The sequence below is a fragment of the Rhizobium sp. FG96 genome (assembly GCF_057808655.1).
This window is the reverse complement of record NZ_JBMDIL010000002.1, coordinates 198,332-225,020: the sequence shown is the minus strand read 5'-3', so window position 1 is coordinate 225,020 and position 26,689 is coordinate 198,332. Positions and strand designations below refer to the sequence as shown.

Annotated in this window: 26 protein-coding genes; 18 read left to right on the top strand and 8 right to left on the bottom strand. The window is 64.0% G+C overall.

The features are described from left to right. Positions 1 to 105: 105 nt before the first annotated feature. The 7 genes from ACODR6_RS04325 to ACODR6_RS04295 are packed head-to-tail and all read left to right on the top strand — an operon-like array spanning position 106 to position 7,214. A complete protein-coding gene (locus tag ACODR6_RS04325; RefSeq protein WP_199625626.1) occupies positions 106 to 1,062 on the top strand; it encodes a threonine/serine dehydratase in 957 nt (318 codons plus the stop codon). Next, positions 1,059 to 2,015: a Rossmann-fold NAD(P)-binding domain-containing protein gene (locus ACODR6_RS04320; protein WP_489021022.1), complete on the top strand. Its 957-nt coding sequence runs from the start codon at positions 1,059 to 1,061 to the stop codon at positions 2,013 to 2,015. The genes ACODR6_RS04325 and ACODR6_RS04320 overlap by 4 nt, the downstream gene beginning before the upstream one ends. Positions 2,016 to 2,054: 39 nt before the next feature. Beyond that, the gene (locus tag ACODR6_RS04315; RefSeq protein ID WP_489021020.1) at positions 2,055 to 3,212 is read left to right on the top strand and encodes a M20 metallopeptidase family protein; all 1,158 of its coding nucleotides are present in this window, start codon (positions 2,055 to 2,057) and stop codon (positions 3,210 to 3,212) included. Positions 3,213 to 3,229: 17 nt separating this feature from the next. After that, a complete protein-coding gene (locus ACODR6_RS04310) occupies positions 3,230 to 4,342 on the top strand; it encodes a DUF2817 domain-containing protein (RefSeq protein ID WP_489021018.1) in 1,113 nt (370 codons plus the stop codon). A 7-nt stretch (positions 4,343 to 4,349) separates the two neighbouring features. Next, the gene (locus ACODR6_RS04305) at positions 4,350 to 5,339 is read left to right on the top strand and encodes an ornithine cyclodeaminase family protein (protein ID WP_489021016.1); all 990 of its coding nucleotides are present in this window, start codon (positions 4,350 to 4,352) and stop codon (positions 5,337 to 5,339) included. A gap of 21 nt (positions 5,340 to 5,360) precedes the next feature. Continuing rightward, positions 5,361 to 6,308 (top strand): threonine ammonia-lyase, encoded by a 948-nt coding sequence (locus ACODR6_RS04300; RefSeq protein ID WP_489021014.1) that lies wholly within the window; start codon positions 5,361 to 5,363, stop codon positions 6,306 to 6,308. A 21-nt stretch (positions 6,309 to 6,329) separates the two neighbouring features. Beyond that, a complete protein-coding gene (locus tag ACODR6_RS04295) occupies positions 6,330 to 7,214 on the top strand; it encodes an alanyl-tRNA editing protein (protein ID WP_489021012.1) in 885 nt (294 codons plus the stop codon). Between the two features lie 27 nt (positions 7,215 to 7,241). Here ACODR6_RS04295 and ACODR6_RS04290 read toward each other — a convergent pair whose 3' ends face one another. Next, positions 7,242 to 8,396, bottom strand: coding sequence for a metallophosphoesterase (locus ACODR6_RS04290; protein ID WP_489021010.1), 1,155 nt, complete (start codon positions 8,394 to 8,396; stop codon positions 7,242 to 7,244). Between the two features lie 120 nt (positions 8,397 to 8,516). Next, positions 8,517 to 9,236: an SDR family oxidoreductase gene (locus ACODR6_RS04285; protein WP_489021008.1), complete on the bottom strand. Its 720-nt coding sequence runs from the start codon at positions 9,234 to 9,236 to the stop codon at positions 8,517 to 8,519. A 141-nt stretch (positions 9,237 to 9,377) separates the two neighbouring features. Here ACODR6_RS04285 and ACODR6_RS04280 point away from each other — a divergent pair, with 141 nt between their 5' ends. Continuing rightward, positions 9,378 to 9,965, top strand: a complete 588-nt coding sequence (locus ACODR6_RS04280; protein ID WP_489021006.1) for a TetR/AcrR family transcriptional regulator — start codon at positions 9,378 to 9,380, stop codon at positions 9,963 to 9,965. On the opposite strand, the gene ACODR6_RS04275 is transcribed toward ACODR6_RS04280, so the two are convergent. From ACODR6_RS04275 to ACODR6_RS04260, 4 genes are read right to left on the bottom strand one after another with little or no spacing between them, the layout of a single operon-like run. Further along, on the bottom strand, positions 9,962 to 11,242 hold the full coding sequence (locus tag ACODR6_RS04275) for a beta-ketoacyl-ACP synthase (RefSeq protein WP_489021004.1): 1,281 nt from the start codon (positions 11,240 to 11,242) through the stop codon (positions 9,962 to 9,964). The two genes, ACODR6_RS04280 and ACODR6_RS04275, sit on opposite strands and share 4 nt — an antisense overlap. 14 nt (positions 11,243 to 11,256) lie before the next feature. Next, positions 11,257 to 12,834, bottom strand: a complete 1,578-nt coding sequence (locus ACODR6_RS04270) for a DHA2 family efflux MFS transporter permease subunit (RefSeq protein WP_112714615.1) — start codon at positions 12,832 to 12,834, stop codon at positions 11,257 to 11,259. Positions 12,835 to 12,846: 12 nt separating this feature from the next. After that, positions 12,847 to 13,935 (bottom strand): HlyD family secretion protein, encoded by a 1,089-nt coding sequence (locus ACODR6_RS04265; RefSeq protein WP_489021001.1) that lies wholly within the window; start codon positions 13,933 to 13,935, stop codon positions 12,847 to 12,849. Positions 13,936 to 13,950: 15 nt separating this feature from the next. Further along, entirely contained in the window at positions 13,951 to 14,487 is a 537-nt protein-coding gene (locus tag ACODR6_RS04260) for a winged helix-turn-helix transcriptional regulator (protein WP_489020999.1), read from the bottom strand. A gap of 242 nt (positions 14,488 to 14,729) precedes the next feature. Here ACODR6_RS04260 and ACODR6_RS04255 point away from each other — a divergent pair, with 242 nt between their 5' ends. The 5 genes from ACODR6_RS04255 to ACODR6_RS04235 all read left to right on the top strand — a co-directional run bounded on the left by ACODR6_RS04255 (position 14,730) and on the right by ACODR6_RS04235 (position 20,259). Further along, entirely contained in the window at positions 14,730 to 16,229 is a 1,500-nt protein-coding gene (locus tag ACODR6_RS04255) for a glutamine synthetase family protein (protein ID WP_199625615.1), read from the top strand. Between the two features lie 26 nt (positions 16,230 to 16,255). Continuing rightward, a complete protein-coding gene (locus ACODR6_RS04250) occupies positions 16,256 to 17,557 on the top strand; it encodes an aromatic ring-hydroxylating oxygenase subunit alpha (RefSeq protein ID WP_489020997.1) in 1,302 nt (433 codons plus the stop codon). After that, a complete protein-coding gene (locus ACODR6_RS04245) occupies positions 17,554 to 18,195 on the top strand; it encodes an aromatic-ring-hydroxylating dioxygenase subunit beta (RefSeq protein ID WP_489020995.1) in 642 nt (213 codons plus the stop codon). Before ACODR6_RS04250 ends, ACODR6_RS04245 begins: the two co-directional genes overlap by 4 nt. Before the next feature lie 36 nt (positions 18,196 to 18,231). After that, positions 18,232 to 19,245, top strand: a complete 1,014-nt coding sequence (locus ACODR6_RS04240; protein WP_489020993.1) for a PDR/VanB family oxidoreductase — start codon at positions 18,232 to 18,234, stop codon at positions 19,243 to 19,245. 126 nt (positions 19,246 to 19,371) lie between these two features. After that, positions 19,372 to 20,259: a MurR/RpiR family transcriptional regulator gene (locus tag ACODR6_RS04235; RefSeq protein ID WP_199625612.1), complete on the top strand. Its 888-nt coding sequence runs from the start codon at positions 19,372 to 19,374 to the stop codon at positions 20,257 to 20,259. A 43-nt stretch (positions 20,260 to 20,302) separates the two neighbouring features. Here the strand turns inward: ACODR6_RS04235 and ACODR6_RS04230 are convergent, their stop codons facing one another. Further along, complete coding sequence (locus ACODR6_RS04230; protein ID WP_489020990.1) at positions 20,303 to 20,956, bottom strand: GntR family transcriptional regulator; 654 nt, start codon at positions 20,954 to 20,956, stop codon at positions 20,303 to 20,305. Positions 20,957 to 21,102: 146 nt separating this feature from the next. Here ACODR6_RS04230 and bioB point away from each other — a divergent pair, with 146 nt between their 5' ends. The 5 genes from bioB to ACODR6_RS04205 are packed head-to-tail and all read left to right on the top strand — an operon-like array spanning position 21,103 to position 26,134. Then, complete coding sequence (gene bioB / locus ACODR6_RS04225) at positions 21,103 to 22,101, top strand: biotin synthase BioB (protein WP_489020988.1); 999 nt, start codon at positions 21,103 to 21,105, stop codon at positions 22,099 to 22,101. Next, the gene (locus ACODR6_RS04220) at positions 22,091 to 23,236 is read left to right on the top strand and encodes an 8-amino-7-oxononanoate synthase (protein WP_489020986.1); all 1,146 of its coding nucleotides are present in this window, start codon (positions 22,091 to 22,093) and stop codon (positions 23,234 to 23,236) included. The genes bioB and ACODR6_RS04220 overlap by 11 nt, the downstream gene beginning before the upstream one ends. Then, positions 23,233 to 23,874, top strand: coding sequence for a dethiobiotin synthase (gene bioD / locus ACODR6_RS04215; RefSeq protein WP_203430248.1), 642 nt, complete (start codon positions 23,233 to 23,235; stop codon positions 23,872 to 23,874). The genes ACODR6_RS04220 and bioD overlap by 4 nt, the downstream gene beginning before the upstream one ends. Next, positions 23,871 to 25,151, top strand: a complete 1,281-nt coding sequence (locus ACODR6_RS04210) for an adenosylmethionine--8-amino-7-oxononanoate transaminase (protein ID WP_203430247.1) — start codon at positions 23,871 to 23,873, stop codon at positions 25,149 to 25,151. Before bioD ends, ACODR6_RS04210 begins: the two co-directional genes overlap by 4 nt. Next, a complete protein-coding gene (locus ACODR6_RS04205; protein WP_489020983.1) occupies positions 25,148 to 26,134 on the top strand; it encodes a beta-ketoacyl-ACP synthase III in 987 nt (328 codons plus the stop codon). Before ACODR6_RS04210 ends, ACODR6_RS04205 begins: the two co-directional genes overlap by 4 nt. Here ACODR6_RS04205 and ACODR6_RS04200 read toward each other — a convergent pair whose 3' ends face one another. Next, positions 26,135 to 26,566 (bottom strand): Lrp/AsnC family transcriptional regulator, encoded by a 432-nt coding sequence (locus tag ACODR6_RS04200; RefSeq protein ID WP_112714591.1) that lies wholly within the window; start codon positions 26,564 to 26,566, stop codon positions 26,135 to 26,137. Between the last annotated feature and the right edge of the window lie 123 nt (positions 26,567 to 26,689).

Genomic DNA, 26,689 nt, shown 5'->3' with positions numbered 1-26,689 from the left:
GAGCAGAGGTTGAGGATGCAGACGCAGTGTCTCCCCATGGATTTTTTGTCTAGTCTTCGGCCCGCTGAGACGATCGCCCGTCAGCATTCAAGAATGGAGTTTTATGTGAGCATTTCTGAGACCATCGAAGCGGCAGAACGCCGCATCCGCCCTTACGCACGCGAAACGCTGCTGGAGGCATCGCCGACTTTCTCGGACAAGATCGGCCAGGAAGTTCTGCTGAAACTCGAAAACCTGCAGCACACCGGATCCTTCAAGCTGCGCGGCGCGCTGAACAAGATCCTCGCCATGGGCGACGAGGCGGCAAAGACCAAGGTGGTCACCGCTTCCTCCGGCAATCACGGTGCGGCCGTCGCTTACGCGCTGCGCGTCATCGGCGGCAATGGCCTGGTCTTCGTTCCCGAGGGCGCCTCGCCGTCGAAGGTTGCCAACATCCGCAAGCTCGGCGCCGAAGTCGCCTTCTACGGCGATGACAGTATCGACACGGAAATCCATGCCCGCGCCTATGCCAAGGAGCATGGCTGCCTCTACGTTCCGCCGTACAACGACTATGAGGTCATGCGCGGCCAGGGCACGATCGGCGTCGAGCTGATGCGCCAGAGCGCCGGTCAGCCGATCGACAATCTTTTCGTCTCCGTCGGCGGCGGTGGCCTGATCGGCGGCATTGCCGCCTATATGAAGGCAGTCTCGCCGAAGACCCGCATCATCGGCTGCTCGCCCGCGAATTCCTGCGTCATGGCGCGGTCGGTCGAGGCCGGTTCGGTTCTCGATCTGCCCTCCGACGATACGCTGTCCGACGGCACCGCCGGCGGTCTGGAATCCGACACGATCACCTTCCCCTTCTGCCGTGATCTCGTCGACCATTGGGTCGATGTTTCGGAAGAAGAGATCGCCGAAGCGATGCGCACCTTCATCGACGGCCATCATATGCTGCTCGAAGGCGCGGCCGGTGTGGCGCTGGCCGGTCTCTGCAAGGTCGCTCCCGAGTGGACCCGTGGCCGTTCGGTCGCGGTCATCTGCGGCGCCAATGTCAGCCGCGATGTCCTGAGGAGCGTCATTTGACCTCCTCCGCCCGTCTTTTTTCGCCTGAAGAAATCCGCAGCCGCCTGACGGCGATCAATCCGGTCGTCTGTGTCGAGGAGGCGTTCCGCGCCTTCTCGGCGGGTGATGCGATCGTTCCGGCTCCGGGCGAGCTGATCTTCGATAATCCGCCCGGCGATGTGCACATCAAGTATGGCTATATCGGCGGCGGCGAATTCTATGTCGTCAAGATCGCCTCGGGCTTCTATGAAAACCCGCGCCATGGCCTGCCGAGCAGCAACGGCCTGATGCTCGCCTTCGAGCGCCAGACCGGGGCGCTTGCCGCCATTCTCGACGATCGCGGTCACCTGACGGATATCCGCACGGCAGCCGCCGGTGCGGTCGCGGCTAAATATCTGGCGCCCGCTGAGGTCGAAACGATCGGCGTCATCGGCACCGGCATGCAGGCGGAACTGCAGGTGAAATTCCTGCAGACGGTCCGCCCCTGCAAGAATGTGCTGGTCTGGGGCCGCCGCAAGGAAGGCGCCGAAGCCTATGCCGAAAAAATGCGGCAGGACGGCTATTCGGTGACCGTTGCCGGAAGTGTCGAGGAAGTGGCCGAGCGCTGCCGGATCATCGTCACGACGACACCGAGCATCGTCCCGCACTTGCACGGCGCGATGATCCGCAAGGGCACGCATATCACCGCAATGGGCGCCGACACGCCGGAGAAGCGCGAGCTGCATGCCGATGTGTTTTCGGCGGCCGACATGGTCGTCGTCGACAGCCGCGTCCAGGGATCGCTTCGCGGCGATCTGAAGGGTGCGCTCGATGCCGGTACCGTGGATATCGGCCGCGTCAGCGAACTCGGCCAGATCATTGCGGGCGATGCCAAGGCGCGCTCCGGCGCCGACCAGGTGACGATTGCCTCGCTCACCGGTCTTGCCGTGCAGGACGTGGCGATCGCCTCGGCAGTGATTGCGGGAGACGCGTGATGTCACGCATGCAGGCCATGGTTTTCGGGAGTGAGTGCCGTGCTTGAGTTGATTGTTGATGCCTTTCCTAGCCTGAAGGCGATGCGCCACGAGATGCATAGGCATCCGGAGCTGTCGCTGGAGGAAGAATGGACGGCGGCCTTCGTCGCCGATCGCCTTCGCGAGCTAGGCATCGAGGTTCATACCGGCATCGGCGGCCATAGCGTCGTCGGTGTCATCCATGGTTCGGCGCCCGGGCCATCCGTGGCGCTGCGCGCCGATATGGATGCGCTGGCGATCCATGAGCAGAGCGGTCTGCCCTATGCCTCAACGACGACCGGCAAGATGCATGCCTGCGGCCATGACGGCCACACGGCGATCCTGATCGGCGCTGCGACGCATCTCGCCCGCACCCGTCAGTTCCGCGGCACCGTCTACCTGTTCTTCCAGCCCGCCGAGGAGCGCTATGGCGGCGCGCAGATGATGATCGACGACGGGCTTCTCGCCCGCTTTCCGGCAGAACGCATCTTCGGCCTTCACAACTGGCCAGGCCTTCGGGCTGGTGCCGTCGTCGTCCATGATGGACCTGTGATGGCCGGAACCGGCGAATTCGAGGTCACCTTCACGGCGCGCGGCGGCCATGCGGCGATGCCGCATCTGACAGGCGACCCGATTTTGGCTGGTGGCCATTTCGTCACCGGTGTCCAGCAGATCGCGGCGCGCGCGATCGATCCCCTGAGCGCATCGGTCGTGACGATCGGCTCCTTCCAGGGCGGTATCGCCCAGAACATCATTCCGACGAAGACGGTGCTGACCGGCACCTTCCGTGCCTTCAGCCTCGATACGCTCAAGCTGATCCAGCGCCGTCTCGAAGAGATCGTCGGCTCCGCGGCCGCGATTGCCGGAGCGCAGGGCGGCATCCGGTTCGACGACGGGCTCTGCCCGCCGGTTGTGAATACAAGGGCGGAAGGCAAGCTGATCCGCGACGTTGCCGCCGAACTCTTCGGCGAAAGCGAGCTCGAAAGCCTGCCGCCGACCATGGCGGGCGACGATTTCGGCGTCTTCCTGCAGCACCTGCCGGGTGCCTATATCTGGATCGGTAACGGCGAGACGGGCGAGGGCGCCGGCCTGCATCAGCCGGGTTACGACTTCAACGACGATATCCTGGTGCGCGGCGCAAGCCTTCTGGCGGCAACGGCAGAGCGGGCGCTGGCATGACGAGCGGAGGCGCAGCCATGGACGACCGCAGTTTCCTGGGTGACTTCTCGGCCGACTTTGCTTCGGCTCGCCACAAGTTCCGCGAGGCCTGCTCCGGTGCCGCAAGGCTCGATGCCTTTCCGCATCCCGGGAAGGGGCCGGATGACGAGGAGCTCGCCACTGACGTCGCCTATTTCGGCCGCGCCGACGCGCCCTATCTCGTCGTCTCGGTCTCCGGCACGCATGGTGTCGAGGGCTGGGCCGGATCGGCCTGCCAGATCGGTTGGATTCGTGCTGGCATGGCGCTGCCCGACGATGTCGCGATGCTGCATATCCATGCGATCAATCCCTGGGGCATGGCCTGGGACCGCCGCCAGCAGGAAGACAATGTCGATCTCAACCGGCACTATGTCGACTTCGCCAAGCCGCCTGCCAATCCCGACTATGCGGAACTCTACGAGCACGTCATGTGCCCGGAAGACGATGCCAGCAGCCGCAGTGCCGCCGATGCGGCCCTTGCCGCCTATCGCGAGAAGCATGGCCGCCTGACCGCCGGCATGACGCTGCAGGGCGGCCAGTATTCCTTCCCGGATGCACCCTCCTATGGCGGTGCCGCGCCGGTCTGGAGCCGCAAGACGATCGACGAAATCTTCGCCCGCTATTGCGGCAAGGCGAAGCGCATCGCCGTCATCGATATCCACACCGGTTACGGTCCTTACGGGTATGGCATTCCGCTCTGGCACATGCCGGGCGGACCGCAGCTCGACAAGGCGAACATCCTGTTCGGCCCGACCATCGAGGCGCCGCTTGCCGGCGATCGTGCCCATGAGGAATTCATCCAGCACGGCCATTTCTACGGCTATTGCGAAAGCCAGCTGCCGCATGCCGACGTGATCGCCATGTGCCTGGAATTCGGTGGCGAATGGTTGGCCGATGGCCAGCGCGCCCGGCTGGAGCGCAATGATGCGCTGCTGTGGCGCGATGCGGATCGCCTGTCCGGCGAAGCGCGCACCGCCCGCCGCCGCTGGCGCGATATCCATTGCCCCGACCGCGACGACTGGCGCGAAATGGTTTGGTTCCGCGGGCGCCAGGTCTTCCGCGAGGTGGCCGAACGCATCCGCCTCAATGACGAAACACCAATGCCGAAATGACCCCAGAATGACCCTCCGCATCATCGACCAGCCCGTCGTCCGCGAATTGCTGACCATGCCCGTCTGCATCGGCCTCATGGAACAGGCCATGCAGGCAACCGCCAAGGGCGAAACACTGCAGCCGCCGCGCTGGATCATCGGCCTGCCCGGTGATCAGGGCCGCGGTTTCGGCCTCATGCCCGGCGCCATGGACACTCCGGCGAGCTTCGGCGCCAAGCTGACGGCCGTCTATCCGGAGAATGGCGCCAAGGGCCTGCAGTCGCATCGCGGCATCATCGCTCTCTTCGAGGCTGGAAGCGGCGCGCCCGTCGCGATCGTCCATGGCGGCGAAGTCACGGCGATCCGCACGGCCGCCGCAAGCGCTCTGGCGACCCGGCTTCTTGCCCGCGAAGACGCCGATGATCTGGCGATCCTCGGCTACGGCGAACAGGCGCTGCAGCATCTGCGCGCCATGGCAGCCGTCCGCAAGCTCAAGCGCGTCCGCGTCTGGGGCCGCTCGGCCGAGCGCGCCGCGCATTTCGCCCGGGAAGCCTGCACGCTTGCCGATTGCGCCATCGAGATTGCGCCTACGGTAGAGACAGCGGTGGCGGGTGCCAGCCTGATCTGCACCGTCACGGGTGCGGCCGAGCCGATCCTTGCCGGCTCGATGATCAGCCCCGGCGCGCATGTCAATGTCGTCGGCTCGAGCGTTGCCGCCGCCCGCGAGATAGATGTCGATGCCGTCGAGAAGGCCCGGTTTTTCGTCGACTACAAGCCTTCGACCCTGCTGCAGGGCGGCGAGTTTCTCGCTGCCAAGCGCGAAGGGCGCGTCGGTGACGATCATATTCTGGCCGAGATCGGCGAAATCCTCACCGGCAGCAAGACCGGACGCCGGACGGACGATGAGATCACCATCTACAAGTCGCTCGGCATCCCGGCCGAGGATCTTGTCTGCGCGCATTTTCTCTACACAGCCGCTGCCGAGCGTGGACTCGGCGCCAGCGTCGCTTTTTCATAGTCAGGACGGAGAAGGATCATCATGAGCTTGCTCGCCGATATCGAACGCGCCCGCAGCGCCGTTCAGCCGCACATCCACCGCACGCCGCTCTGGCGCTCCACCACCCTGTCGAAGATGATCGGCGAGGAGGTCTATCTGAAGGCCGAACTGCTGCAGAAGACCGGCTCCTACAAGCCGCGCGGCATGATCTGGGCGCTGATGTCGCTGTCCGATGCCGAACGCGCGGCCGGTGCGATCACCTTCTCCGCCGGTAACGCCGCGCAGGGGCTGGCCTATGCAGGCGCAGCACTCGGCGTGAAGACCGTCGTCGTCATGGCGGCGACCGCCAACCCGACCAAGGTTCAGGCGACCAAGGATTACGGCGCCGAGGTCATCCTCCACGGCACGCCGCAGGAAGCGGCGCAGTTCTGCCTCGATACCGCCAAGGAGCGCGGCCTCACCTATATCTCCTCCTATGACGACGACGCGCTGATGACCGGCCATGCCTCGCTCGGCTGCGAGATCTTCGAGGATTTGCCGGATGTAGGTACGATCTTCCTCGGCATGGGTGGGGGCGGCATGGCGGGAGGTCTCGCCAAGGCGGCGATCGCGCAGGACCGCGCCGTCTCGCTATTCGGCGTCGAGCCGGAGGGGGCGCCGGCCATGTATGAAAGCCTGAAGACCGGCAGCGCTGTGCGCCTGCCCGTCGTCAAGACCATCGCCGACGGCCTTGCGGCTCCGAGCGCGGGTGTGAAATGCTTCGAGCTGGTGCGCCAGCGTTTCGAGGATGTGCTCCTCGTCAATGACGAGCAGATCGTCGAGGCGATGAAGCTCCTGATGCAGCGCTGCAAGCTGATGCCGGAGCCTGCCGGCGCGGCTGCTCTTGCCGGCCTGCTTGCCAATCGCGACCGCGTGCGCGGCAAGGGCCCGGTGGTCTGCGTCGTCTCCGGCGGCAACGTCGATCTTGCCCTGCTCAAGCAGTGGCTCTGAATAGTCTCTAGGGAAAAGCATATGCGTTTTGAAACAAATCTACGGGAAAGCACGCTGGTCACCTTCGCCGCCGGCGAGGTGAAGGGCAGCGGCACGGTGCTGTTTGCCGGCGCCGGAGAAGACGGCAACACGCTCGTCGTCTGCGACAGCACGCCGGTTCATCCGGTGAGCTTCCGCTGGCCCGACCAGCCGGCCGACCGCGGCACCATGACCGGCGCCGATGGTGTCGGCCATCCTGTTGTCGATGCCCTGACCGGCATGGCCAATAGCGAGACCGGCGAGCTCGTGCTCGGCGAAGATGCCCGCGCGCTCGGCCGCACCGGCGACGAATGGAAGAGCGTCGTCGTGCATGTCGTCAGCGGCGCGAAGCCGTCTATCGGCGCCACCGTCTCGATCGAAGTCGATGCCGATTACCGCCGCAAGCTCAGCGTCGCGCATACCGCCGCGCATCTCTCAGCCTTCGCGCTGAACCGCGCTTCCAAGGCTTACTGGACCAAGGACGGTGCGGCCGTCGATAGCCTCGGCAGCCCCGATCTCGACAAGGAAGCGATCGTCAGCGCGTCGCTGTCGGAGAATGTCTCCGTCGATACTTACCGGGTGGGCAAGACGCTGCGCAAGAAGGGTTTCGAGCTCGACCGTTTCATCGCCGATCTGCCTGACGTCATCGCCGCAGCAAACGAGACGCTGAAGGGCTGGCTCTCGGCACCGGGCGCGATCTCGCTGACCCCGGTTCCCTCGACGCTCGATGCGCGCCGCCTGTGGCAGTGCAGCCTGGATGGCCAGGATGCGCAGATGTATTGCGCCGGAACCCATGTCGCCGATCTCGCCGACCTTGCCGAGGTCACCGTGCTGATCGAACCCGCCGAAAGCGGCTTCGTCATGCATACGAAGGCCGCCGGCCGCTAGGATCAAACACTCCTGGTGCCCGTTCGCTCAGCGGCCGGGCACCAGCCTCAGGCGGGTGATCTCGGAGGGTGCTGCAAGCCTCAGCGGCGGTCCCCAATAGCCGGTGCCGCGGCTGGTATAGACCCAGAGATCGCCGAGCTTTGCCAACCCGTGAACGAAGGGCTGCTGCAGCCGCACGAAGAACATCCATGGCAGAAACTGGCCGCCATGCGTATGGCCGGAGAGCTGCAGCGTAAAGCCGGCCTCCGAGGCTGCCGCGGCGCTGCGCGGCTGGTGGGCCAGCAGCAGCCGGAAGGGCACGTCGGGCGCGCCGTCGATCGCCTTTGCCGGATTACTCTCATGCGCCGGATCGAAGTGACCGCCGCCGTAATCCGTGACCCCGGCGACCACCGCGCGGGCCGTACCGTGGTCGATCACCACATGCTCATTCATCAGCACGTTTAGCCCGAGGCGGCGGAACTCGGCGATCCAGGGATCGGCGCCGGAATAGTATTCGTGATTGCCGGTGACGAAGAAGGCGCCGTGGCGGGCGGACAGCGCCCTCAGTGGCTGCGTATGCGACAGCAGCTGTGAGACGGAACCATCGACGAGATCGCCGGTGACGGCGATCAGATCCGGCTCCAGCGCATTGACCGATTCAACGATCCGTTCGACATAGCCGCGCTTGATCGTCGGGCCGATATGGATGTCGCTGACCTGGACGATGGTGAAACCATCGAGATCGTCATCGAGCCCCGCTATCGGCACGTCGACCGTCTTCACTGGCGCGACGCGGCGCGCGGAATAGAGACCGAGCAGGCTGAGCGCCAGCGCCAGGACTGGAACGGCAACAGCGCTATAGGCGGTCAGCGGCGGGAGCGCCTGCGTATTTCGGGTCATCCAGGCGACGATATTGGCGGCGATCAGAACTATGTCGCGCAGCACCGTCAGCGCCAGCAGCGACGAAAAGAAGCCCATCGCCGAGAGGCCCGCCCAGGCAATCCGGTCTGAAAGCGGCTGCCGGGCAATGCGCCGGGCCGACATGCCGAGCGGGATCAGGATGAGCGATACGAGGAGGAAGACCACAGCGAACCAGGTGACCCAGCTTCCTGCCGGGGCGGCGGAGGTCAGCCGGATGCCGACATAGAGATGCAGCAGGATGCCGAACGTCAGGACGCGGGCGAAAAACGAGATCGGGAGCATGGTGGCCTTGGAGCAGGGGGACGGGCAGTATCCCATCCTATATGTGAGGGCCGCCTGCATTATGCAAAGGGGCTCGAAGCGAGGCCGGCAGGACCGGCCCCGCATTGATCGGGAGTGATATCAGCCCGCAGCCGCCATGGCCGCCTCGAGGCTGCGGCCGTCATTGGCCCAGAGATGCTCGATCTGCTGCGCCGTCGGGTCCGGGAAGATGTAGGCATCGCCGTTTTCGAGGCCACGCACGATGTTGGCGGCAGCATGCTCCGGCGTTACCTTCTGCAGCGGGATATGCTTGGCGAGGTCGGTATCGATCGGGCCCGGATAGATGCCGATGACATTGATGCCCGAAGGCTTGAGCGTGCCGCGCAGCGTCTGCGTCAGCGAGTGGAGCGCCGCCTTCGAGGCAGAGTAGCCGCCGAGCGGTGGAGCGGAAACGAGGCCGACGATGCTGACGACATTGACGACCGTGCCCGAACCGCGGGCGGCAAAACCCGGCACGAAAGCGCGGATGACGCGGAGCGTGCCGTAATAATTGGTCTCCATGTCACCGTTCAGCTCCTCATGCGAGCTGGTGATGAAGTCGTTGAAGGCCAGGCTACCGGCATTGTTGAGCAGCACGTCGACATCCGGAGCGGCGGCGAGTGCCTGCGCCACGGAGGCGTCGCTGGTGACGTCGAGCTGCAGCGGCACGACGCGCTGATCGCCGAAATCGGGAAGCGAGGCAAGATTGCGGGCGGTGGCGTAGATCTTCTTGACGCCGGCTCCGAGCAGTTCGCGCACGGTTGCCGCGCCGATGCCGCGGTTGGCGCCAGAGACGAGGACGACCTTATTCTTCAGTGACATGACATTCCTTCCCGAGCGTTGCTTCGGCAAATAGGGGCAAGATGTAAACCGATCTGTTTACATGAGGGGTGAGATAAACAGATCTGTTTACCTTGTCAACGTGATTTGCTAATAGGTCTCTGAAACGCAGGGAATGTGATGATGTCCGCGACGACCGCGATGCCGGCGAAAAAGCTTGAAATCCTGAAGCTCGCCTTCGAGCGCTTCTATGACGGCGGCTTCCATGCCACCGGCATCGACAGCGTCATGGCCGAAAGCGGCATCTCGAAGCGCACGCTCTACAAGTATTTTCCGTCAAAGGAGGATCTGATCGAGGCGGTACTCGACTATTACGGCGAGGGCATTGCCGACGCCTATTTCGCACCGGCGCTAGCCGCCGACAGCGATCCGCGCGCCCAGATCCTTGCCTGTTTCGATAGCCGCCGGGTGATGCTGGAGGCGGACCGGCGCGGTTGCCTCGGCGTGCGCGCCTCGCAGGAATATGCCGGCAAGCATGAGGGTATCGCCGCCCGCGGCGAACGGCTCGGCTACTATGTCGAGCAGCGCTTCATCGAGATGTGCGCCCGCTTCGGCGCCGCTGATCCGAGTGCGCTCGGAAAGCAGATCGCCGTCCTGTTTCAGGGGGCGCTGGTGATGGCGCAGGTCTGCCGTAACTCCGATCCCTTCGCCTCTGCCACGCTTGCCGTCGGCACCCTGCTCGACAATGCGGCGCGGGCCGGGCGCCGCTAAGCCGGTTCCAGCGCCATGATGAGGCTGGCGTTCTGCCCGCCGAAGCCGAAGGAGTTCGAGAGGACGGCGGAGACCTGCTTGTCGCGCTTGCGGTTAGGCACCACGTCGAGCGCGATCGCCGGATCGGGGTTGGTGTAGTTGATCGTCGGCGGCAGCGTGCCGGTCAGCATCGTCTGCAGTGAGAAGACGGCTTCAACGGCGCCGGCCGCCGTCAACGTATGGCCGATCATCGACTTGTTGGAGGATAGCGGAATGCCCGCGAGCGCATCGCCGAAGACCGCCGACATCGCGCCATATTCCATCTTGTCGTTCTCGGGCGTCGATGTTCCGTGGGCATTGATATAGCCGATGCCGCTTTCATCGAGACCGGCATCGGCGAGAGCCGCGCGGATCGTTGCGATGGCCGGGCCGCCATCGGGTGATGAGCGGGTGCGATGGAAGCTGTCGGCCTTGTCGCCTGCGCCCTTCATGATGCCGAGGATCCTTGCACCGCGGGCAGCGGCGGCTTCCAGCGACTCCAACACCAGCGTGGCGGCGCCTTCCGCTATGACGAAACCATCGCGGTCCTTGCTGAAGGGCTTGGAGGCCTTGCTCGGCGGGTCGTTCTGGGTCGACAGAGCGGAGAGCAGCGAGAAACGGATCAGCGCTTCGGCGCTGAGCGAGCCATCGGTCGCGACCGTCAGCGCCCGCTCGGTGCGGCCCTGGCGGATGGCCTCGATGCCGAGCTGGATGGCGGTGACGCCAGACGCGCAGGCCGTCGACAGCGTCACCGGCAGGCCGCGGGTGCCGAAGCGATCCGACAGCCGCTCGGAGATCGCGCCGAAGAGTGCGGCCTCGTAGAAATCAGGATCGTTTTTTGAACGCATCGCGGCAAGGAAGCGCTTGTAGCCATCGCCCGGATGGTCGGATGGCGGCGCGCGGTCGGCGAGTTCGAACCGGGCGCTCCACTCCGGCTCGATCGGCGGAGCCGCCAGAAACAGCGGGCCGTTGAAATCGCCGGAGAGGCCGGTCTGCGCCAACGCCTCGATCGTCGTTTCGCGGGCGAAGGCATAGGCGCGCTCGACGGCGTTCGGCGCGGGAGTGCCGATGAAATCGACGGTGCCGGCGATCCGGGTCGAGAGCCCTTCCGTCGGGAAGCGGGTGATCTCGTGAATGCCTGAGGTTCCCGATGTCAGGGCATCCCAATTGTCCTTCATGCCCTGACCGAGCGAGGTGATGATGCCCATGCCGGTGACGGCGACAACCGGGCGGCCGAGGTGATCCCTGTAAGCTGTCATTTCATTGCTCCTGATCAGTGACCGCCGCCGCCTGGCTGCGCGCCCTTCGGCGGGGTGACGTTGCGCAACAGCGGCACGAGCGCGGTGGCGAAGACGAAGGCAACCATGATCACCCGGAAGGCATCGGCATAGGCCATGGTCGAGGCTTCGCGATAGGCGAGCTTGAAGAGTTGCTTCAGCGCTGCGGTGTGGCCGTCATTGATGCTTCCGGCGACCTCCGAATAGCGCTGTGCAACGCCGCCCGTCAGCCGCTCCATGGCGCCGTTTGCGGGCGTCAGGTTGGAGGCGATGGCGTTGAAATGCATGTTGGTGCGGTTGTTGATGATCGCCGCGCTGACGGCGATGCCGACGGCGCCGCCGAGATTGCGCATCATGTTGAACAGGCCGCTTGCATATTTCAGCCGTTCCGGCGGCAGGCTGCCGAGGCCGAGCGTCACGCTCGGCGCCACCGCGAAGACCTGCGGGAAGCCGCGGAAGACCTGCGGCCAGAACAGCTCGTCGCCGCCCCAGTCATGGGTAATGTAGCTGAAGCCCCACATCGAAATGCCGAAGGAGGCAAGGCCGAACATCATCAGCCAGCGGATATCGTAGCGCTTGGCGAGCATGATGTAGAAGGGCACGCCGATCATTGATGCGGCACCCGTCGAGAAGACGGCAAGTCCCGTCTCCCAGGCATTGAAGCCGCGCACATAGCCGAGAAACAGCGGTGTCAGGTAGATGGTCGAGAAGATGCCGATGCCGGTGACGAAGGAGAGCAGGCAACCGATCGCGAAATTGCGGTTTCCGAAGGCGCGCAGATCCACGACCGGCTTCGAATAGGTGAGGCTGCGGATGAAGAACAGCAGGCTGGAGATGGCGGCGACCGTCGCGGTCGTGCGGATCGTCTGGTCGTCGAACCAGTTGGCGCGCGTGCCTTCTTCCAGCGTGTATTCCAGCGTCCCGAGCGCGATCGCCATCAGCACGATGCCGGGATAATCGGCTTCCTTGAGGAGCTTCAGGTCGGGCTCGTCGATCTTCACGAGGATGGCGACGAGGACGGCAATCAGCGCACCGGGCACGACGTTGATGTAGAACAGCCAGTGCCAGTTCCAGGTATCGGTGATCCAGCCGCCGATGACCGGCCCGAGCGTCGGCGCGACCGAGGCGATGGTGCCGACGACGGCTGCGGCATAGACCCGCCGCGGGCCGTCGAAATAGTGGAAGGACGAGGTGAAGACGGTCGGGATCATCGAGGCGCCGAGCAGACCCTGCAGGGCGCGGAAGACGATCATGCTGTCGATGTTCCAGGCGAGCCCGCAGAGCATGCTGGTCATGGTGAAACCGGCAGCCGAGGCGGCAAACAGCCAGCGTGTCGAGAACACGCGCGTCAGCCATCCCGATAGCGGGATGACGATGATCTCGGCGATCAGATAGGCGGTCTGCACCCAGCTGATCTCATCCTGCGAGGCCGACAGACCGCCGCCGATATCCTGCAGCGAGGAGGCGACGATCTGGATGTCGAGCAGGGCGATGAACATGCCGAAGCACATCACAACGAAGGGCAGCAGACTGCGAACCCAGCTTTGCTGGGCAGGCGTGACGGGGGCTGTCATTGTCCACTCCTGTCAGGGGCGCGTGTCGACCGTGACTGTCGTCGACAGGCCGGGGCGCAGCACCTGATCCTTGAGAGAAGCGTCGTCGAGCGTGACGCGAACCGGCACGCGCTGGACGATCTTGGTGAAGTTGCCGGTGGCGTTTTCCGGCGGGATGACGCTGAAGGTGGCGCCCGTCGCCGGCGCGATGCTGGTGACGGTGCCCTCCAGGTCATGGCCGGGATAGATGTCGGCGACGACGGTGACCTTCTGGCCAGACTTGATGACGGCGAGCTGGTCTTCCTTGAAGTTGGCATCGATCCACAGGCCCTTGTCCGGGATGACGCTGAGCAGATAGCTGCCATCGGAGACGAATGCGCCGATCTGGGCGGCGCGGTTGCCGACATAGCCGTCAACCGGCGAGCGGATCTCGGTATAGCCGAGGTTCAGCCGGGCGGTCTCGACATCGAGTTTGGCGCCTTCGAGGGCCGACTCGCCCTGGGTGATCTGGGTGTTCAGCACCTGGATTTCCTGCCGCGCCGCGGTGAGCCCGGCCTCGGAGGCGTTGACGGCGGCCTTCGCCTGCATGTCGGCCATCACCGCCTTCTGGGCGTTCTGCTCGGTGCCGGTGCTCTGGCTGGCGAGGTTCTTGTAGCGCACGGCGTCGATCTCGGTGAAGTCGGCGGCCGCCTTCTTGGCGGCGAGATCGGCTTCGGCCTGCTTGACCAGCGATGCCTGCATGTCCGACTGAGCGTGCAGATTGTCGAGGCTGGCCTGCTGTTCGCGCACGGCAGCTTCGGCGCGGTCAAGTGCCGTCTTGAAGGTGCGGTCGTCGAGGCGCACAAGCAGCTGCCCGGCGCTGACATGCTGGTTGTCGCCGACGAGCACGGCCTCGATATGGCCGGAAACGCGCGGCGAGAGCGCCGTGGTATTACCGCCGATATAGGCGTCGTCGGTGGTCTCCAGGAAGCGGCCGGTCTGCGACCAGTAATAGCCATACCAGCCGGCGCCGCCTCCAATGGCGATGAGGGCAAGAATGCCGAGCGGGCGCTTGAGGCTTCTCTTCGGCTTCAGGGCAACGGCGCCCTGCAAGAGTTCGGATTCAGTCACGACCTTATTCATGGCCATGCTCCAGTCTTATTGTTCTTGGTTGGAAAGGGGCGGACGCTCGATCAGCGCCGTGCCCGGCGCCTCCGAACGGAAGGGGTAGCGGGCCTGCAGCGTCTCGCCGGCGGCGGGACCGGCGACGACGTCATATTGCGGCTTGGCGAGCGGGTTGCCGGTATTGCGGTCGACCAGCACCGGATCGGCCCAGGCACCGCTTTCCTTGTCGACGATGACGAGGCCCGGTCCTTCGGGCGCGAAGTTCCGGTTGCTCCAGGCGATCATCGACCAGATCACCGGCCGGAAGTCCTCGCCGCATGCCGTCAGCACATATTCGAAGCGCTGCGGCCGCTCCTGATACGGGCGCCGCTCCAGCAGCCCGGCCTTGACCAGACTGTCGAGCCGCCGCGTCAGAGTTGCCGTCGCAATGCCAAGGCTCTTCTGGAAGTCGTCGAACCTCGTCACGCCGCGCAGCGCATCGCGAAGGATGAGGATGCTCCACCATTCGCCAACGCGATCGAGGCTGCGGGCCACCGGGCACTGCATGGATTTGAAGCTCTTATTCTGCATCTCGCCACCTAGTAGCTTTCATCATTGAAGTTACGATACGCCGACCAATTGCATTTTGCAAGCGGTTCGTGACCGGTCGCTTAAACAGGGTAAATTCGGCGGCGTCGAAGCCCGGAAATCATGGCTGGGATACGGATGAAAAATTTCAGACATCAAACCGGATGTTTGTAATTTTTCATATTGACAGTATGATGAAAAAAAATGAACATACGACCATAGCTTCAGAAAAAAAGGGAACAGCTATGGACACGACACCGGTATTTTCCGGCTTCATCGATGAGTTTGGGCTTTGGACGGAAGAGCAGCGCGAAGCGGCGCGCGACATTGCGGCGCTGGTCGATAGCGGCAAGCTGAAGACTTTCCGCGTCTCGGTGCCGGATGCGCAATCCAAGCTGCGGTCCAAGACGCTGCTGCCCGATGCCTTCAAGTCGGCGCTGCGCGATGGTGTCGAGTTTACCAGCGCATTCTTCAGCTTCGATTCCGCCGAAGGTGTCGCCTACAATCCCTTCGGCAAGAGCGGCGGCATCGGCCTCGACGAGATGCATGGCTTCTCGAACGCGATCCTCGTTCCCGATCCGCTGACCTTCCGCGTGCTGCCCTGGGCGCCGACTGTCGGTTGGGTGCTCTGCGACATCCATCTGCGCAGCGGCAAGCCGGTGCCCTTCGATGCGCGCCACCAGCTGAAGTCGTCGATCTCCCGGCTGAAGACGCTCGGTTTCGAGCTGGTCACCGGTCTGGAAGTCGAATTCTACGTTACCCGCGTGCTCGACCAAAATCTCGGCGAAGAGCATATGGGCGGGCTCGGCGTGCCGCCGACGCCGCCGACGGTCGAGGCGCTCTGGCGCGGCTTTGCCTATATGTCCGAGGACCAGCAGGATCGGATCAGCGAGATCACCGATTCCCTGGCCGAGAACTGTCTCGGTCTCGGCCTGCCGCTGCGCACCATGGAAGACGAGATGGGGCCGGGGCAGCTGGAATTCACTTTCGACGTCCAGGATCCCCTCAAGGCTGCCGATTCCATGGTGCTGTTCCGCTCGATGGTGAAGCAGACCATGGCCCGCATGGGCCTGCACGCCACCTTCATGACCCGGCCGATCTTCCCGAGCTTCGTGGCATCCGGCTGGCACCTGCACCAGAGCCTGTCGTCGCCGGGCAATCGCAATGCCTTCGTCGCCACGCCGGGTACCAACGAGCTGCTCTCGGCAACCGGTCAGGCCTATGTCGCCGGTCTCCTGGAGCATGCAGTCGAGGCTTCGGTCTTCACCACGCCGACGGTGAACGGTTACCGCCGCCGCAAGCCGAATTCGCTGGCGCCGGACCGCTCCACCTGGGGCTATGACAACCGCGCCGCCATGGTCCGCGTCCAGGGCCGGCCCGGTCACCGCTCGTCGCATATCGAAAATCGCATCGGCGAGCCGGGTGCCAACCCCTATCTCTACATCGCCTCGCAGATCCTCAGCGGCTGCGACGGCCTGGAGCGGCAGCTCGATCCCGGTCCGGTCGAGGCCAGCCCCTATGAGGCGGCGCACCGGCCGAAGCTGCCGACCAATTTGATGGAAGCGACGGCTGCCCTCGACAAGAGCCAGTTCTTCAGAGCGGCGATGGGCGATCAGTTCATCGATTGGCTGGTCGGCATGAAGAAGAGCGAAATCAACCGCTTCCTCGCAGCCGAGCCCGACTGGGAGAAGAACCCCGATGCCGTGACCCAATGGGAGCATCGTGAGTATTTCACGCGCTACTGAGACGGCAGCAACAAAGGAAAATTGACGTGAACGTTCACACTGCAACAATGGGCTTCGGTCATCTGATCGAAGACCGGCGGGTTCACCGTACCCTTTACACAGACGCCAGCATCTTCAATCTCGAGATGAGCCGCATCTTCGGCGGCACCTGGACGTATCTCGCTCACGCCAGCGAGCTGCCGAACCCGAACGACTTCGTGCGCAAGCGGCTCGGCCTGCGCCCGGTCATCGTCACCCGCGACCGCGAGGGCAAGTTCCACGGTCTGTTGAACCGTTGCACCCATCGCGGCGCGACGATCTGCCGGCAGGACGAGGGCAATGCGCGCCGCTTTACCTGTCCCTATCACAACTGGTCCTTCACCAACACGGGGGAGCTCGCCGCCGTGCCGATGGAGGAGGGCTACGGCCCATCCTTCGACAAGAGCGAGCTCGGGCTCGGCAAGCTGCGCGTCGAGAGCTATCGCGGCTTTATCTTCGGCACGTTCAATCACGACCTGCCGGACCTGAAGACCCATCTCGGTCCCTCGGTGCAGCTGCTCGACGAGTGGCTCGACCGCTGGCCAGGCGCCGAGATCCAGCTGCGCCGCGGCGCCCACAAGCTGATGTGCGCCGGCAACTGGAAGCTCATCTACGACAACGCCGCCGACGGCTATCATCCGGGCTTCTCGCATGCCTCGCTGCTGCGCATGCGCAAAGACCGCTATGGCGGCGGCGTCGACATGCAGTGGACGCTGGGCAATGTCGACGACGGCCTGCAGACGGTTGCCGATACCGGCAATGGCGGCACCTTCATCGACCAGCGCGCCGAGATCACCCGCTACTGGGACCAGTCTGCGCCGATGCCGGGCGAGGATGCCTATGCGCGCATCATCCGCGAGCGTCTGGGCGAAAAGGGCGAGGATGCGCTCGACGTCGTCATGGGCTCGGGCATGAACCTCAACATCTTCCCGAACCTCCTGATCATCGGCAACCAGATCCAGGTTCTCGAACCGCAGAGCGTCAACCAGACCCATATCAACTGGTATGCGACGGCGCTCGTCGCCGACGATCTGCCGGATGAGGTGAACTCGCTGCGCATGCGCCTGCAGGAGGATTTTCCCTCCTTCGGCGAGCCGGACGATCTCGCCAATTTCGAAGAATGCCAGGCCGGTCTCGAAATCGAGGAAGTCGCCTGGGTTCAGACCAGCCGCCATCTCGATACCGGCAAGGAATATATCGGTGCCAAGGGCATGCTGACCGGCCCGGTTTCCGACGAGTTGCCGCTGCGCGTCTTCTGGCGGGAATGGCTGAAACGAATGGAATCCGGCAACGCATGGGTGGCGCAATGAACATCAAGACAGACCCGATGCAGGGCGGCTTCACGCTCGAAGATATCCTGCGCGACACGCTGGATTCGACCTATATCGACGATGCCTATTACGCCAAGCTGCGTCATGACATGGTTGAGTGGGACGGCAAGGGCATGCTGCTCAGCGAGGCCGAGCGGCATATCTACGAGGCGCTGATCACCGAGGAAAACTGGCTGCTCGACCGGCGCGCCTTCGAGCGCTGGTATCAGCTTTACAGCCGCAAATGCGTCTACTGGGTTCCGGCTGTCGGCGATCTGCCCGATCCTGTCAGGGCCGATCCCCAGCGCCAGGTGACGATCGCCTTCGACGACCGCCGCCGCCTCGGCGACCGCATCGTCTGGCTGCGCACCGGCGTTGCCTATTCCCAGCTTCCGCCCTCCTACACCTCGCATATCAGCACGGCCTTCGTGCGGATGCCGTCGGAGAACAAGTCGGAAGTGAAGGTGCGCTCGCAGTTCCTGATCCAGGAGATGCGCGCCGGCCACGAGATCCAGACCTTCAGCGGCTGGATGGGGCACGTCTTCGTCGAAGAGGACGGGATCACCAAGATCGACCGCAAGGTCGTCTGCCTGCTCGATGCCCCGCGCAGCCACCACAACATGACGTTCCTGCTGTGAGATAAGATGATGAACGCCTCTGCTGCAGCCTTCAGAATGCCCCCAGAAACCGCGGTCGCCCCGAAGTTCCGGCTGCGGTTGACCGTGCAAAGCAAGGAGGCTGCAGCCGATGGCATCGTGAGGCTGCGGCTTGCCGGGGCGGACCTTCCGGCTTGGGAGCCGGGAGCCCATATCGAGCTTGCGCTTCCCGGTGGATTGGCGCGCGCCTATTCGATCGTCTCTGGCGATCCAGGCCGCAGCTACGAGCTGGCGATCCTGCGCGAACCGCAGAGCCGCGGCGGCTCGCAATATGTTCACGAACAGCTGCTGCCGGGCGATACCGTCTTTACCACGGAGCCGAAGAACTCCTTCGCCCTGGAACCGGCCGGGTATAACGTCTTCGTCGCCGGAGGGATCGGCATCACCCCGATCTTGCCGATGATCGACAGGTTGAAGCAGGAGGGAAGACCCTGGCGGCTCTACTATCTCGGCCGCTCGCGCGGGCGGATGGCCTATCTGGAAACAGTCGCCGGCCTCTCGCCGGCAGATCCTGATCAAGCCGGTATTCATATCGACGATGAGGGCACGAGCATCGATCTTGCGGTGCTGGTCGATGGCCTGCCGGATGGAACGGCAGTCTATACCTGCGGTCCGAATGGCCTGATGGATGCGCTGGCGGCGCAGGTTGCGCGCCGCCCGTCGATCCATCTCCACATGGAGCGCTTCGGCCGCGCCGAGATCGCCGTTGCTGCAGATGTCGAGGCGATCGCCGACGATGCCACGCAGCAGGCTTGCGATGCCGATGGCGCTTTCGAGGTCGAGCTGCGCAAGACCGGCGCGACGGTCACCGTCGGCAAGGGCCAGACGATCCTCGAATGCGCCCGCACGGTCCGCCAGGGTCTGTCCTTCTACTGTGCCGACGGTTATTGCGGCACCTGCGAGACGGCCGTGCTTGCCGGGCTGCCTGAACATCGTGACACGGTGCTGTCCGATGAGGAGCGGCAGGCAAACCGGACGATGATGATCTGCGTTGGCCGATCGAGAACGCGCAAGCTGGTGCTCGACCTCTAGCACCTGGGACCGATCGCGTTCGGTCTCCGCGCCTTCCGGTTCGTCTCGATATTCGTCCGGCCGGGCTTGCCGCAGGCCGGGCGGTCGAATACAACCGAAGCGGCAATGGTAGCGAAAAAAGGCGGAATGACAGAGAAAGACGGAGCCGATGGGACTGTTTCACAGCGCATCAGGGTGCTTCGCGATCGCTTGCCGCCAGCCGAACTCGCCGTAGCCAATTCGATCTCCGAAAATTACCCGATGGGCGGCCTCGTGCCGATCGTCCAGCTTGCCGCCAATGCCGGAACAAGCCCGCCGACCGTCGTCCGCTTCGTCCGCAAGATGGGTTTCGAAGGCTATCCGGAATTCCAGGAAGCGCTGCGCCAGGAAGCCCAGAACCGGCTGTTCTCGCCGGTTGGCAGCTATCCCAACAATCGCGCCTCGTCGGATGAATCCTCGCCCGCCGGGCAGGCGCAGCTCGTCTATCTTGAAAGTATCCGCAACACGTTCGCCTCGCTCAGCGATGACGAGATCGCCAATGCTGTGCGGCTGCTCTGCGACCGGGAACACGATATCGTCGTGGTCGGCGGTCGTTTCAGCCAGGTTCTGGCCCAGCAGCTCTATCGCTACCTGTCGATCCTGCGCCCGCAGGTGCGTCTTTCGGTGCCTGATATTCATAGCCTCGTCGACATCAGTCCCTCGACCGTTGCCGTGATCTTCGATTTCCGCCGCTACCAGCAGACGACGATCAACTGGGGCATCGAGGCGATCAATAAGGGCGCTAAGATCATTCTGGTCACGGATCAGTATCTCTCACCGCTTGCCTCCAAGGCAACGGCGCTGCTGACCGCCAGCAACAAGGGCCTAGAACCCTTCGATTCCATGACCGCGGCCTTCGCGCTGACCGAGCTCTTGATATCCGAAACCGCGAGGACGCTCGGAGAACCCGCCCGCAGCCGCCTGACGGAATTCGTCCAGCGGCAGGATGACGAAGACCGGTTGATTCTCAAGTTCGAACCGCCGGTTCGCGATTAGGGCCGATATATTCGGCTCAACCTGAACTGAATGTCGATCGGTCCTAGCCTTTCGGCCTCGTTTCGCGCGATGACGGCTTGCCGTCCGCAGTCGCACGTTCGAGCGCCCGGATATGGGCGTCGAGCAGCGAGACCGCAGCGTGATAATCCCGCCTTCTCAGTGCATCGACGATCTGCCGGTGGGCGATGCTGGATCCCGGCCGCCAGCCGGCCGAGCGGGTTGCCGAGAAGATGATGCGCGAGTTGGCGAGCTGTAAGTCGTCGAGCATCGCCAGCAGTCTCGGCATGCGGCATGCGCTCACCAGTTCGCGGTGGAAGACGCGGTTGGCGCTCTCCCATTCGGCGATGGTCTCCGCCTTGTCGCCGGCCGCCAGTGCCAGCTCAATCCGCTCAAGCGCCGCCGCATTGATCCTCGGTGCCGCATGCCGCAGCGCCAGCGCCTCCAGCGCCGCGCGGATCTCGACGGTTTCCTGAATCGAGGCCTGATCCAAGGGGGCGACGCGCATACCGCGGCGCGGCAGGCTGACGGCGAGCCCCTGGGCGCGAAGCAGCTGCAAGGCCTCGCGGGCGGGTACATGGCTGGCGTCGAATTCCTCGGCGATATGATCCTGCCGAAGCGGTGTTCCGGCCGGCAGTTCTCCGGAAACAATTCTCTCCCCGATCACCCGGGCCATGCGTTCTGCGACGGTCTCAGCCATAGTATTCCATAGATAATCTATTAAAAAATAGATTGATTGAGTCAAAATCGGCCGATAGCCTTTTCGATAGGCAGCATAATTATAGATAAGCTATAATTCAATGAGTTTTTGTGCGTTGCCTTGAGATCGATAAAGAGGAAGGCGACATGCTGAAAACTGAAGTGGCGATGGCGGCGGAGCGCGGATCTGCCGAAAGCCGTTGGACGCTGGATTCGGCGCGGGAACTCTATGACCTGCCCTTCAACGACCTGCTTTACCGGTCGCATGGCGTTCATCGCGCCAACTTCGATCCGAATGAGGTTCAGCTCAGCAAGCTGCTCAACGTCAAGACCGGCGGCTGTCCCGAGGATTGCGGCTATTGCAGCCAGTCGGCGCATGCCTCGGGTCTTGCTGCCTCCAAGCTCATGAAGCTCGACGACGTCATGTCGGAGGCCCGAAAGGCCAAGGAGAGCGGCGCCACCCGCTATTGCATGGGCGCTGCCTGGCGCAGCCCGAAGGCGAGGGACGAGGCGGCGATCGTCGCCATGGTCAAGGGCGTGAAGTCGCTCGGCCTCGAAACCTGCATGACCCTCGGGATGCTCTCGCCCGAGCAGGCGGAAACCTTCGCCGACGCCGGTCTCGACTACTACAATCACAACGTCGACACCTCGGAACGCTTCTATCCCGAAGTCATCACCACCCGCAGCTTCTCCGATCGCCTGGAGACCCTGGCGCATGTGCGCGAAGCCGGCATCAAGGTCTGCAGCGGCGGCATTCTCGGCATGGGCGAGACGGTTGACGATCGGATCGACATGCTCGTCACGCTCGCCAATCTGCCGGAGCCGCCCGAGAGCGTGCCGATCAATCTGCTGATCCCGATGCCGGGAACCAGGATGGCCAATGTCGATCCCGTCGATCCGATCGAATTCATCCGCATCATCGCGCTGGCACGGCTGATGATGCCGGCGTCCTCCGTCCGCCTGACGGCGGGGCGCACCGCCATGAGCGACGAGATGCAGGCGCTGTGCTTCTTTGCCGGCGCCAACTCGATCTTCATCGGCGATACGCTGCTGACGGCGGCCAACCCTGGTAATGATCGGGATTCGAACCTGCTCGCCCGGCTCGGCATGACCGCTACCAGCCTGGAGATCCCGGGTGAGTGCTGACCGGCTTGCCCGCTACGGCGCGGCGCTCGGCCAGCTTCGCCAGAAGGGCCGGTTGCGCGCGCTGAAGCGCGATACCGGCGCCGACTTCACCTCCAACGACTATCTGGGGCTGGCCGCGTCGGCGGAGATGCGCGATGCATTGTTCGCCGCGATCGAACGCGGCGTTCCCGCGGGTGCGGGTGGATCGCGCCTACTGCGTGGTAATCATGCCGAGCATGAGGCGCTCGAGGAAGAGGCGGCCGCCTTCTTCGGCTGCGAGCGGATGCTCTATTTCGGCAGCGGCTATGCCGCCAATCTGGCGATCCTCTCGACCTTGCCGCAGCGCGGCGATCTCATCGTCTACGATTGCCTCGTCCACGCCAGCGCCCATGAAGGAATGAAGGCGGGGAAGGCCGAGATGGCCGCAGTGCCGCATAATGATCCCGATGCGGTCGAGGATGCGATCCGCGCTTGGCGCGCCGCTGGCGGCACCGGCTTTCCCTGGATCGTCGTCGAAAGCCTCTATTCGATGGATGGTGACCGCAGCGCGCTCTCCGAGCTTCTCACTATCGCCGATCGCCACAATGGCTTTCTCTTCATCGATGAGGCGCATGCAACGGGCGTGCATGGCAGAGGTGGGATCGGCTATTCGGCCGGGTTCGAAGGCCGCGACAACGTCATCGTTCTCCATACCTGCGGCAAGGCGTTGGGTTCGGCTGGCGCGCTTGTCGGCGCCAATCGCGTGCTCTGCGATTTCCTCGTCAATCGGGCGCGTCCTTTCATCTATTCGACGGCGCCGTCTCCGCTGCAGGCGGCCAGTGTGCGCCATGCGCTCGGCATTCTCGCCAGTGAGCCGGAGCGGCGCAGCCGGCTGCATGCGCTGATCGACTATGCCAATGGCGAATTCTCCGGCCGCTTCGGCATGCCAGCAAGCGGCACGCAGATCCTGCCTGTCATCATCGGCGACAACAGCCGCACCGTCCGCATCGCGGAGCGGATGCAAGCCAGAGGCTTCGACATCCGGGCGATCCGCCCGCGGACCGTGCCCGTGGGCACGGCCAGGCTCCGCATCACGATCACGCTCAATGTCGATAAGCCCGCCATTGCACGAATGATGGATGGGCTGGCAGAGGCGATGGAAGAGGAAAGAGCATGAGCAGGTACTTCGTTGTCACCGGAACAGATACCGGCATCGGCAAGACCGTCTTTTCGGCGGCGCTGGCAGGCGCGCTCGATGGCTATTACTGGAAGCCGGTGCAATCGGGTCTCGATGAGGAGACGGATAGCGAGACCGTGAGGCGGCTATCCGGTCTGTCGGCGGAGCGGATATTCCCGGAAGCCTGGCGCCTGCAGACGCCGGTCTCTCCGCATCTTTCGGCCGAGATCGATGGCGTGGCGATTGATCCCGATGCGCTTCGGCTTCCTGAGACCGACGGTCCCCTTGTCGTCGAAGGCGCCGGCGGGCTGCTCGTCCCGCTGACCCGGCAAGGCACCTATATCGACGTCTTCGCCCGCTGGGGCCAGCCGGTCATTCTCTGCGCGCGCACCGGGCTGGGGACGATCAATCACACGCTGCTCTCGGTCGAGGCGTTGCGCCAGCGGCGCATCCCGATCGTGGGGATTGCCTTCATCGGCGAGGAGCGCTCCGACACGCAGACTATCATTGCCGAGATGAGCGGCGTGCCGGTTCTCGGCCGTCTGCCGGTGCTCGATGTGTTGACGCCGGAGAGCCTGCGCCGGGCGTTCACGGATCATTTCGATCTCTCGCTCCTTCAGGAAGGGGTTGCGGCATGACCGGCACTGCGAAGACATCGTCGGTCTGGCACCCTTTCAGTCAGCACAAGCTCGAACCGGCCTTCAAGAAGATCGTCAAAACCGAAGGCGCCTATCTGATCGACGAAGACGGTCGCTCCGTTCTCGATGCGATTTCCTCCTGGTGGGTGATCACGCATGGACATCGCCATCCTGTGATCACGGAGGCGATCCGGCTTGCGGCGGAGCGCTACGACCAGATCATCTTTGCCGAATATACCCACGAGCCGGCCGAGGAATTGGCGAGGGGACTGATCGAACTTGCGCCGCCCGAAATGGCGCATGTCTTCTATTCCGACAGCGGATCGACAGCGGTCGAAGTCGCCCTGAAGATGGCGCTCGGCTTCTTCCACAATAATGGTGCGCCGCGCTCGCGCGTCGTCGTCATGGAGCACGGCTACCACGGCGATACGATCGGCACGATGTCCGCAGGCGAGCGCGGCGTCTTCAACGCCGCCTATGCGCCGCTGCTCTTCAATGTCGATACGATCCCCTTTCCGGAACCCGGCCGCGAGCAGCAGACGCTCGATGCCCTCGAGCGGTTCTGCCGCGGTGGGGATGTCGCAGCCCTTTTGATCGAGCCGCTGGTCCTCGGCGCAGGCGGCATGAAAATGTATCCGGCTCATCTCCTGGCGGAGTTCCGGCGCATCATTCAGCGATACGGTACGCTTCTCATCGCCGACGAGGTGATGACAGGATGGGGGCGGACGGGATCGCTGCTCGCCTGCGATGAGACCGGTCTCGCGCCCGATATCCTCTGCCTGTCGAAGGGCATCACCGGCGGCGCCCTGCCGCTGGCGGTGACCCTGTGCACCGCCGAGATTTTCGACGCGCATCTCTCCGAAGACCGCCGCCGGACCTTCTTCCATTCGAGCTCCTATACGGCCAATCCGATCGCCTGCGCCGCAGCCGTCGCCAATCTCCAGCTCTGGCGTACCGAACCGGTCGCAGAGCGCATCGAGGCAGTGGCGGCGATGCATCGCGACAGGCTCGCGCGGTTTCGCTCGGATCCGCGTTTCGTCAATATCCGCCAGCAGGGCACGATTGCGGCGCTCGATCTCGCGGCCGATACGACGGGCTATCTCTCGGAAGTCGGGCCGCGCCTCAGAGCCTTCTTCCGCCAGCGCGATCTCCTCATCCGCCCGCTTGGCAACGTCATCTATCTGATGCCGCCCTACTGCGTAACCGAGGCGGATCTCGACAGGGCCTACAACGCCATCGACGAGGCCGCCGATTTCATCAGGAGCGCGGCGCGATGACGGTTGCCAGCCGGATGGCGGGTTTCGGGCATTACGCGCCCGAGCGGCGCGTCGACAATCTGGAGCTCGAGCTGCAGCTGGGCCTCGATCCCGGCTGGATCGAACGGCGCACGGGCATCCGCTCGCGGCGCTGGGCGGCAGCGGGAGAAACGCTGACGGATATTGCGGCGAAAGCAGGCGAGATGGCTCTTCAGGAAGCTGGCGTGGATCGCAGGAACGTGGCGCTGACGCTGCTTGCAACATCGACGCCGGATCATCTCCTGCCGCCATCGGCGCCGTTGCTGGCATTCCGCCTTGGCCTCTCCGCCTCGGGTGCGATCGACCTTGCGGGCGCCTGCGCCGGCTTTCTCTACGCGCTGGTGCTCGCCGACGGTTTCGTCAGGGCGCATGGCAAGCCGGTACTGGTCGTTGCCGCCAACATCCTGAGCCGGCGTATCAACATGAAGGAGCGGGGTACAGCCGCAGTCTTTGCCGATGCCGCCGGTGCCGTCCTGCTGATGCCGTCGGCCGTGCGGGATAGCGGTGTGATCGGTGTCGAGCTTATCCAGGAGGGGCAGAATTACGATCTGATCCAGATCCCTGCCGGCGGCAGCGCGCGTCCCTTCGAGCCCGGTTTCGACATCGGCGAATTGCGCATGACGATGCGCGACGGCAAGGCGGTCTTCGCCCACGCCGTGCGGATGATGACGCAATCGGCCGCCCGGGCGATGGAGCAGGCGGGACTTGCCGCGCAGGATATCGGCCGCTTCGCACCGCATCAGGCCAATTCCCGTATCATCGACGCGGTCTGCGACCACTTGTCGATCGCGCCGGATGCGGCGCTGCGCACCATCGGCGAGTTCGGCAATTCCTCCGCAGCGACCATTCCCCTGTCGCTCTCGCTTGCCAACAAAGAGCGGCGCTTTGCTTCCGGCGAGTGCCTGCTGCTGGCGGCGGCCGGCGCGGGCATGGCCGGTGGGGCTGTTGCCTTGCGCGTTGCCTGACTAGCGCGAAATCCGCGTCGAAAGGATGATCGACGAGAGCGTCCGCTCGACGCCCTCGATCGTGCCGATATCGTCGATCATCTGGTCGAGCTCGGAGATCGACGGTGCGGCGATGATGGCGATCAGGTCGAAGCTGCCGCTAACGGAATGCACCTCGGTTACGGCCGTCATCTTTTCCAGCGACGCCGTCACCTGCGACAGCGCCTTCGGCGCAATGGTGATCAGGATATGCGCGCGCACCAGGCTGGAGGCATAGCTCTCCGACAGCCGGATCGAATAGCCGGCGATGACCTTGTCTCTCTCGAGACGTTCGAGGCGGGCTTGCACCGTCGTGCGCGACAGCGACAGCCGCTTGGCGAGAGTCGCGACCGGCATCCGGGCATTTTCGCTGAGCACGGCGAGCAGCTCGCGATCTTTGTCAGATAGTGCCATGTTTCCCACAATCTGCCGATCATCTCCGGCATTCTGCCGAATTATCTACGTCATATTGCTCGTAATGTCGCTATGAATCGTCCTGCCTCGGCGGCAAACTTATAAAAATCTTATAGCCAAACC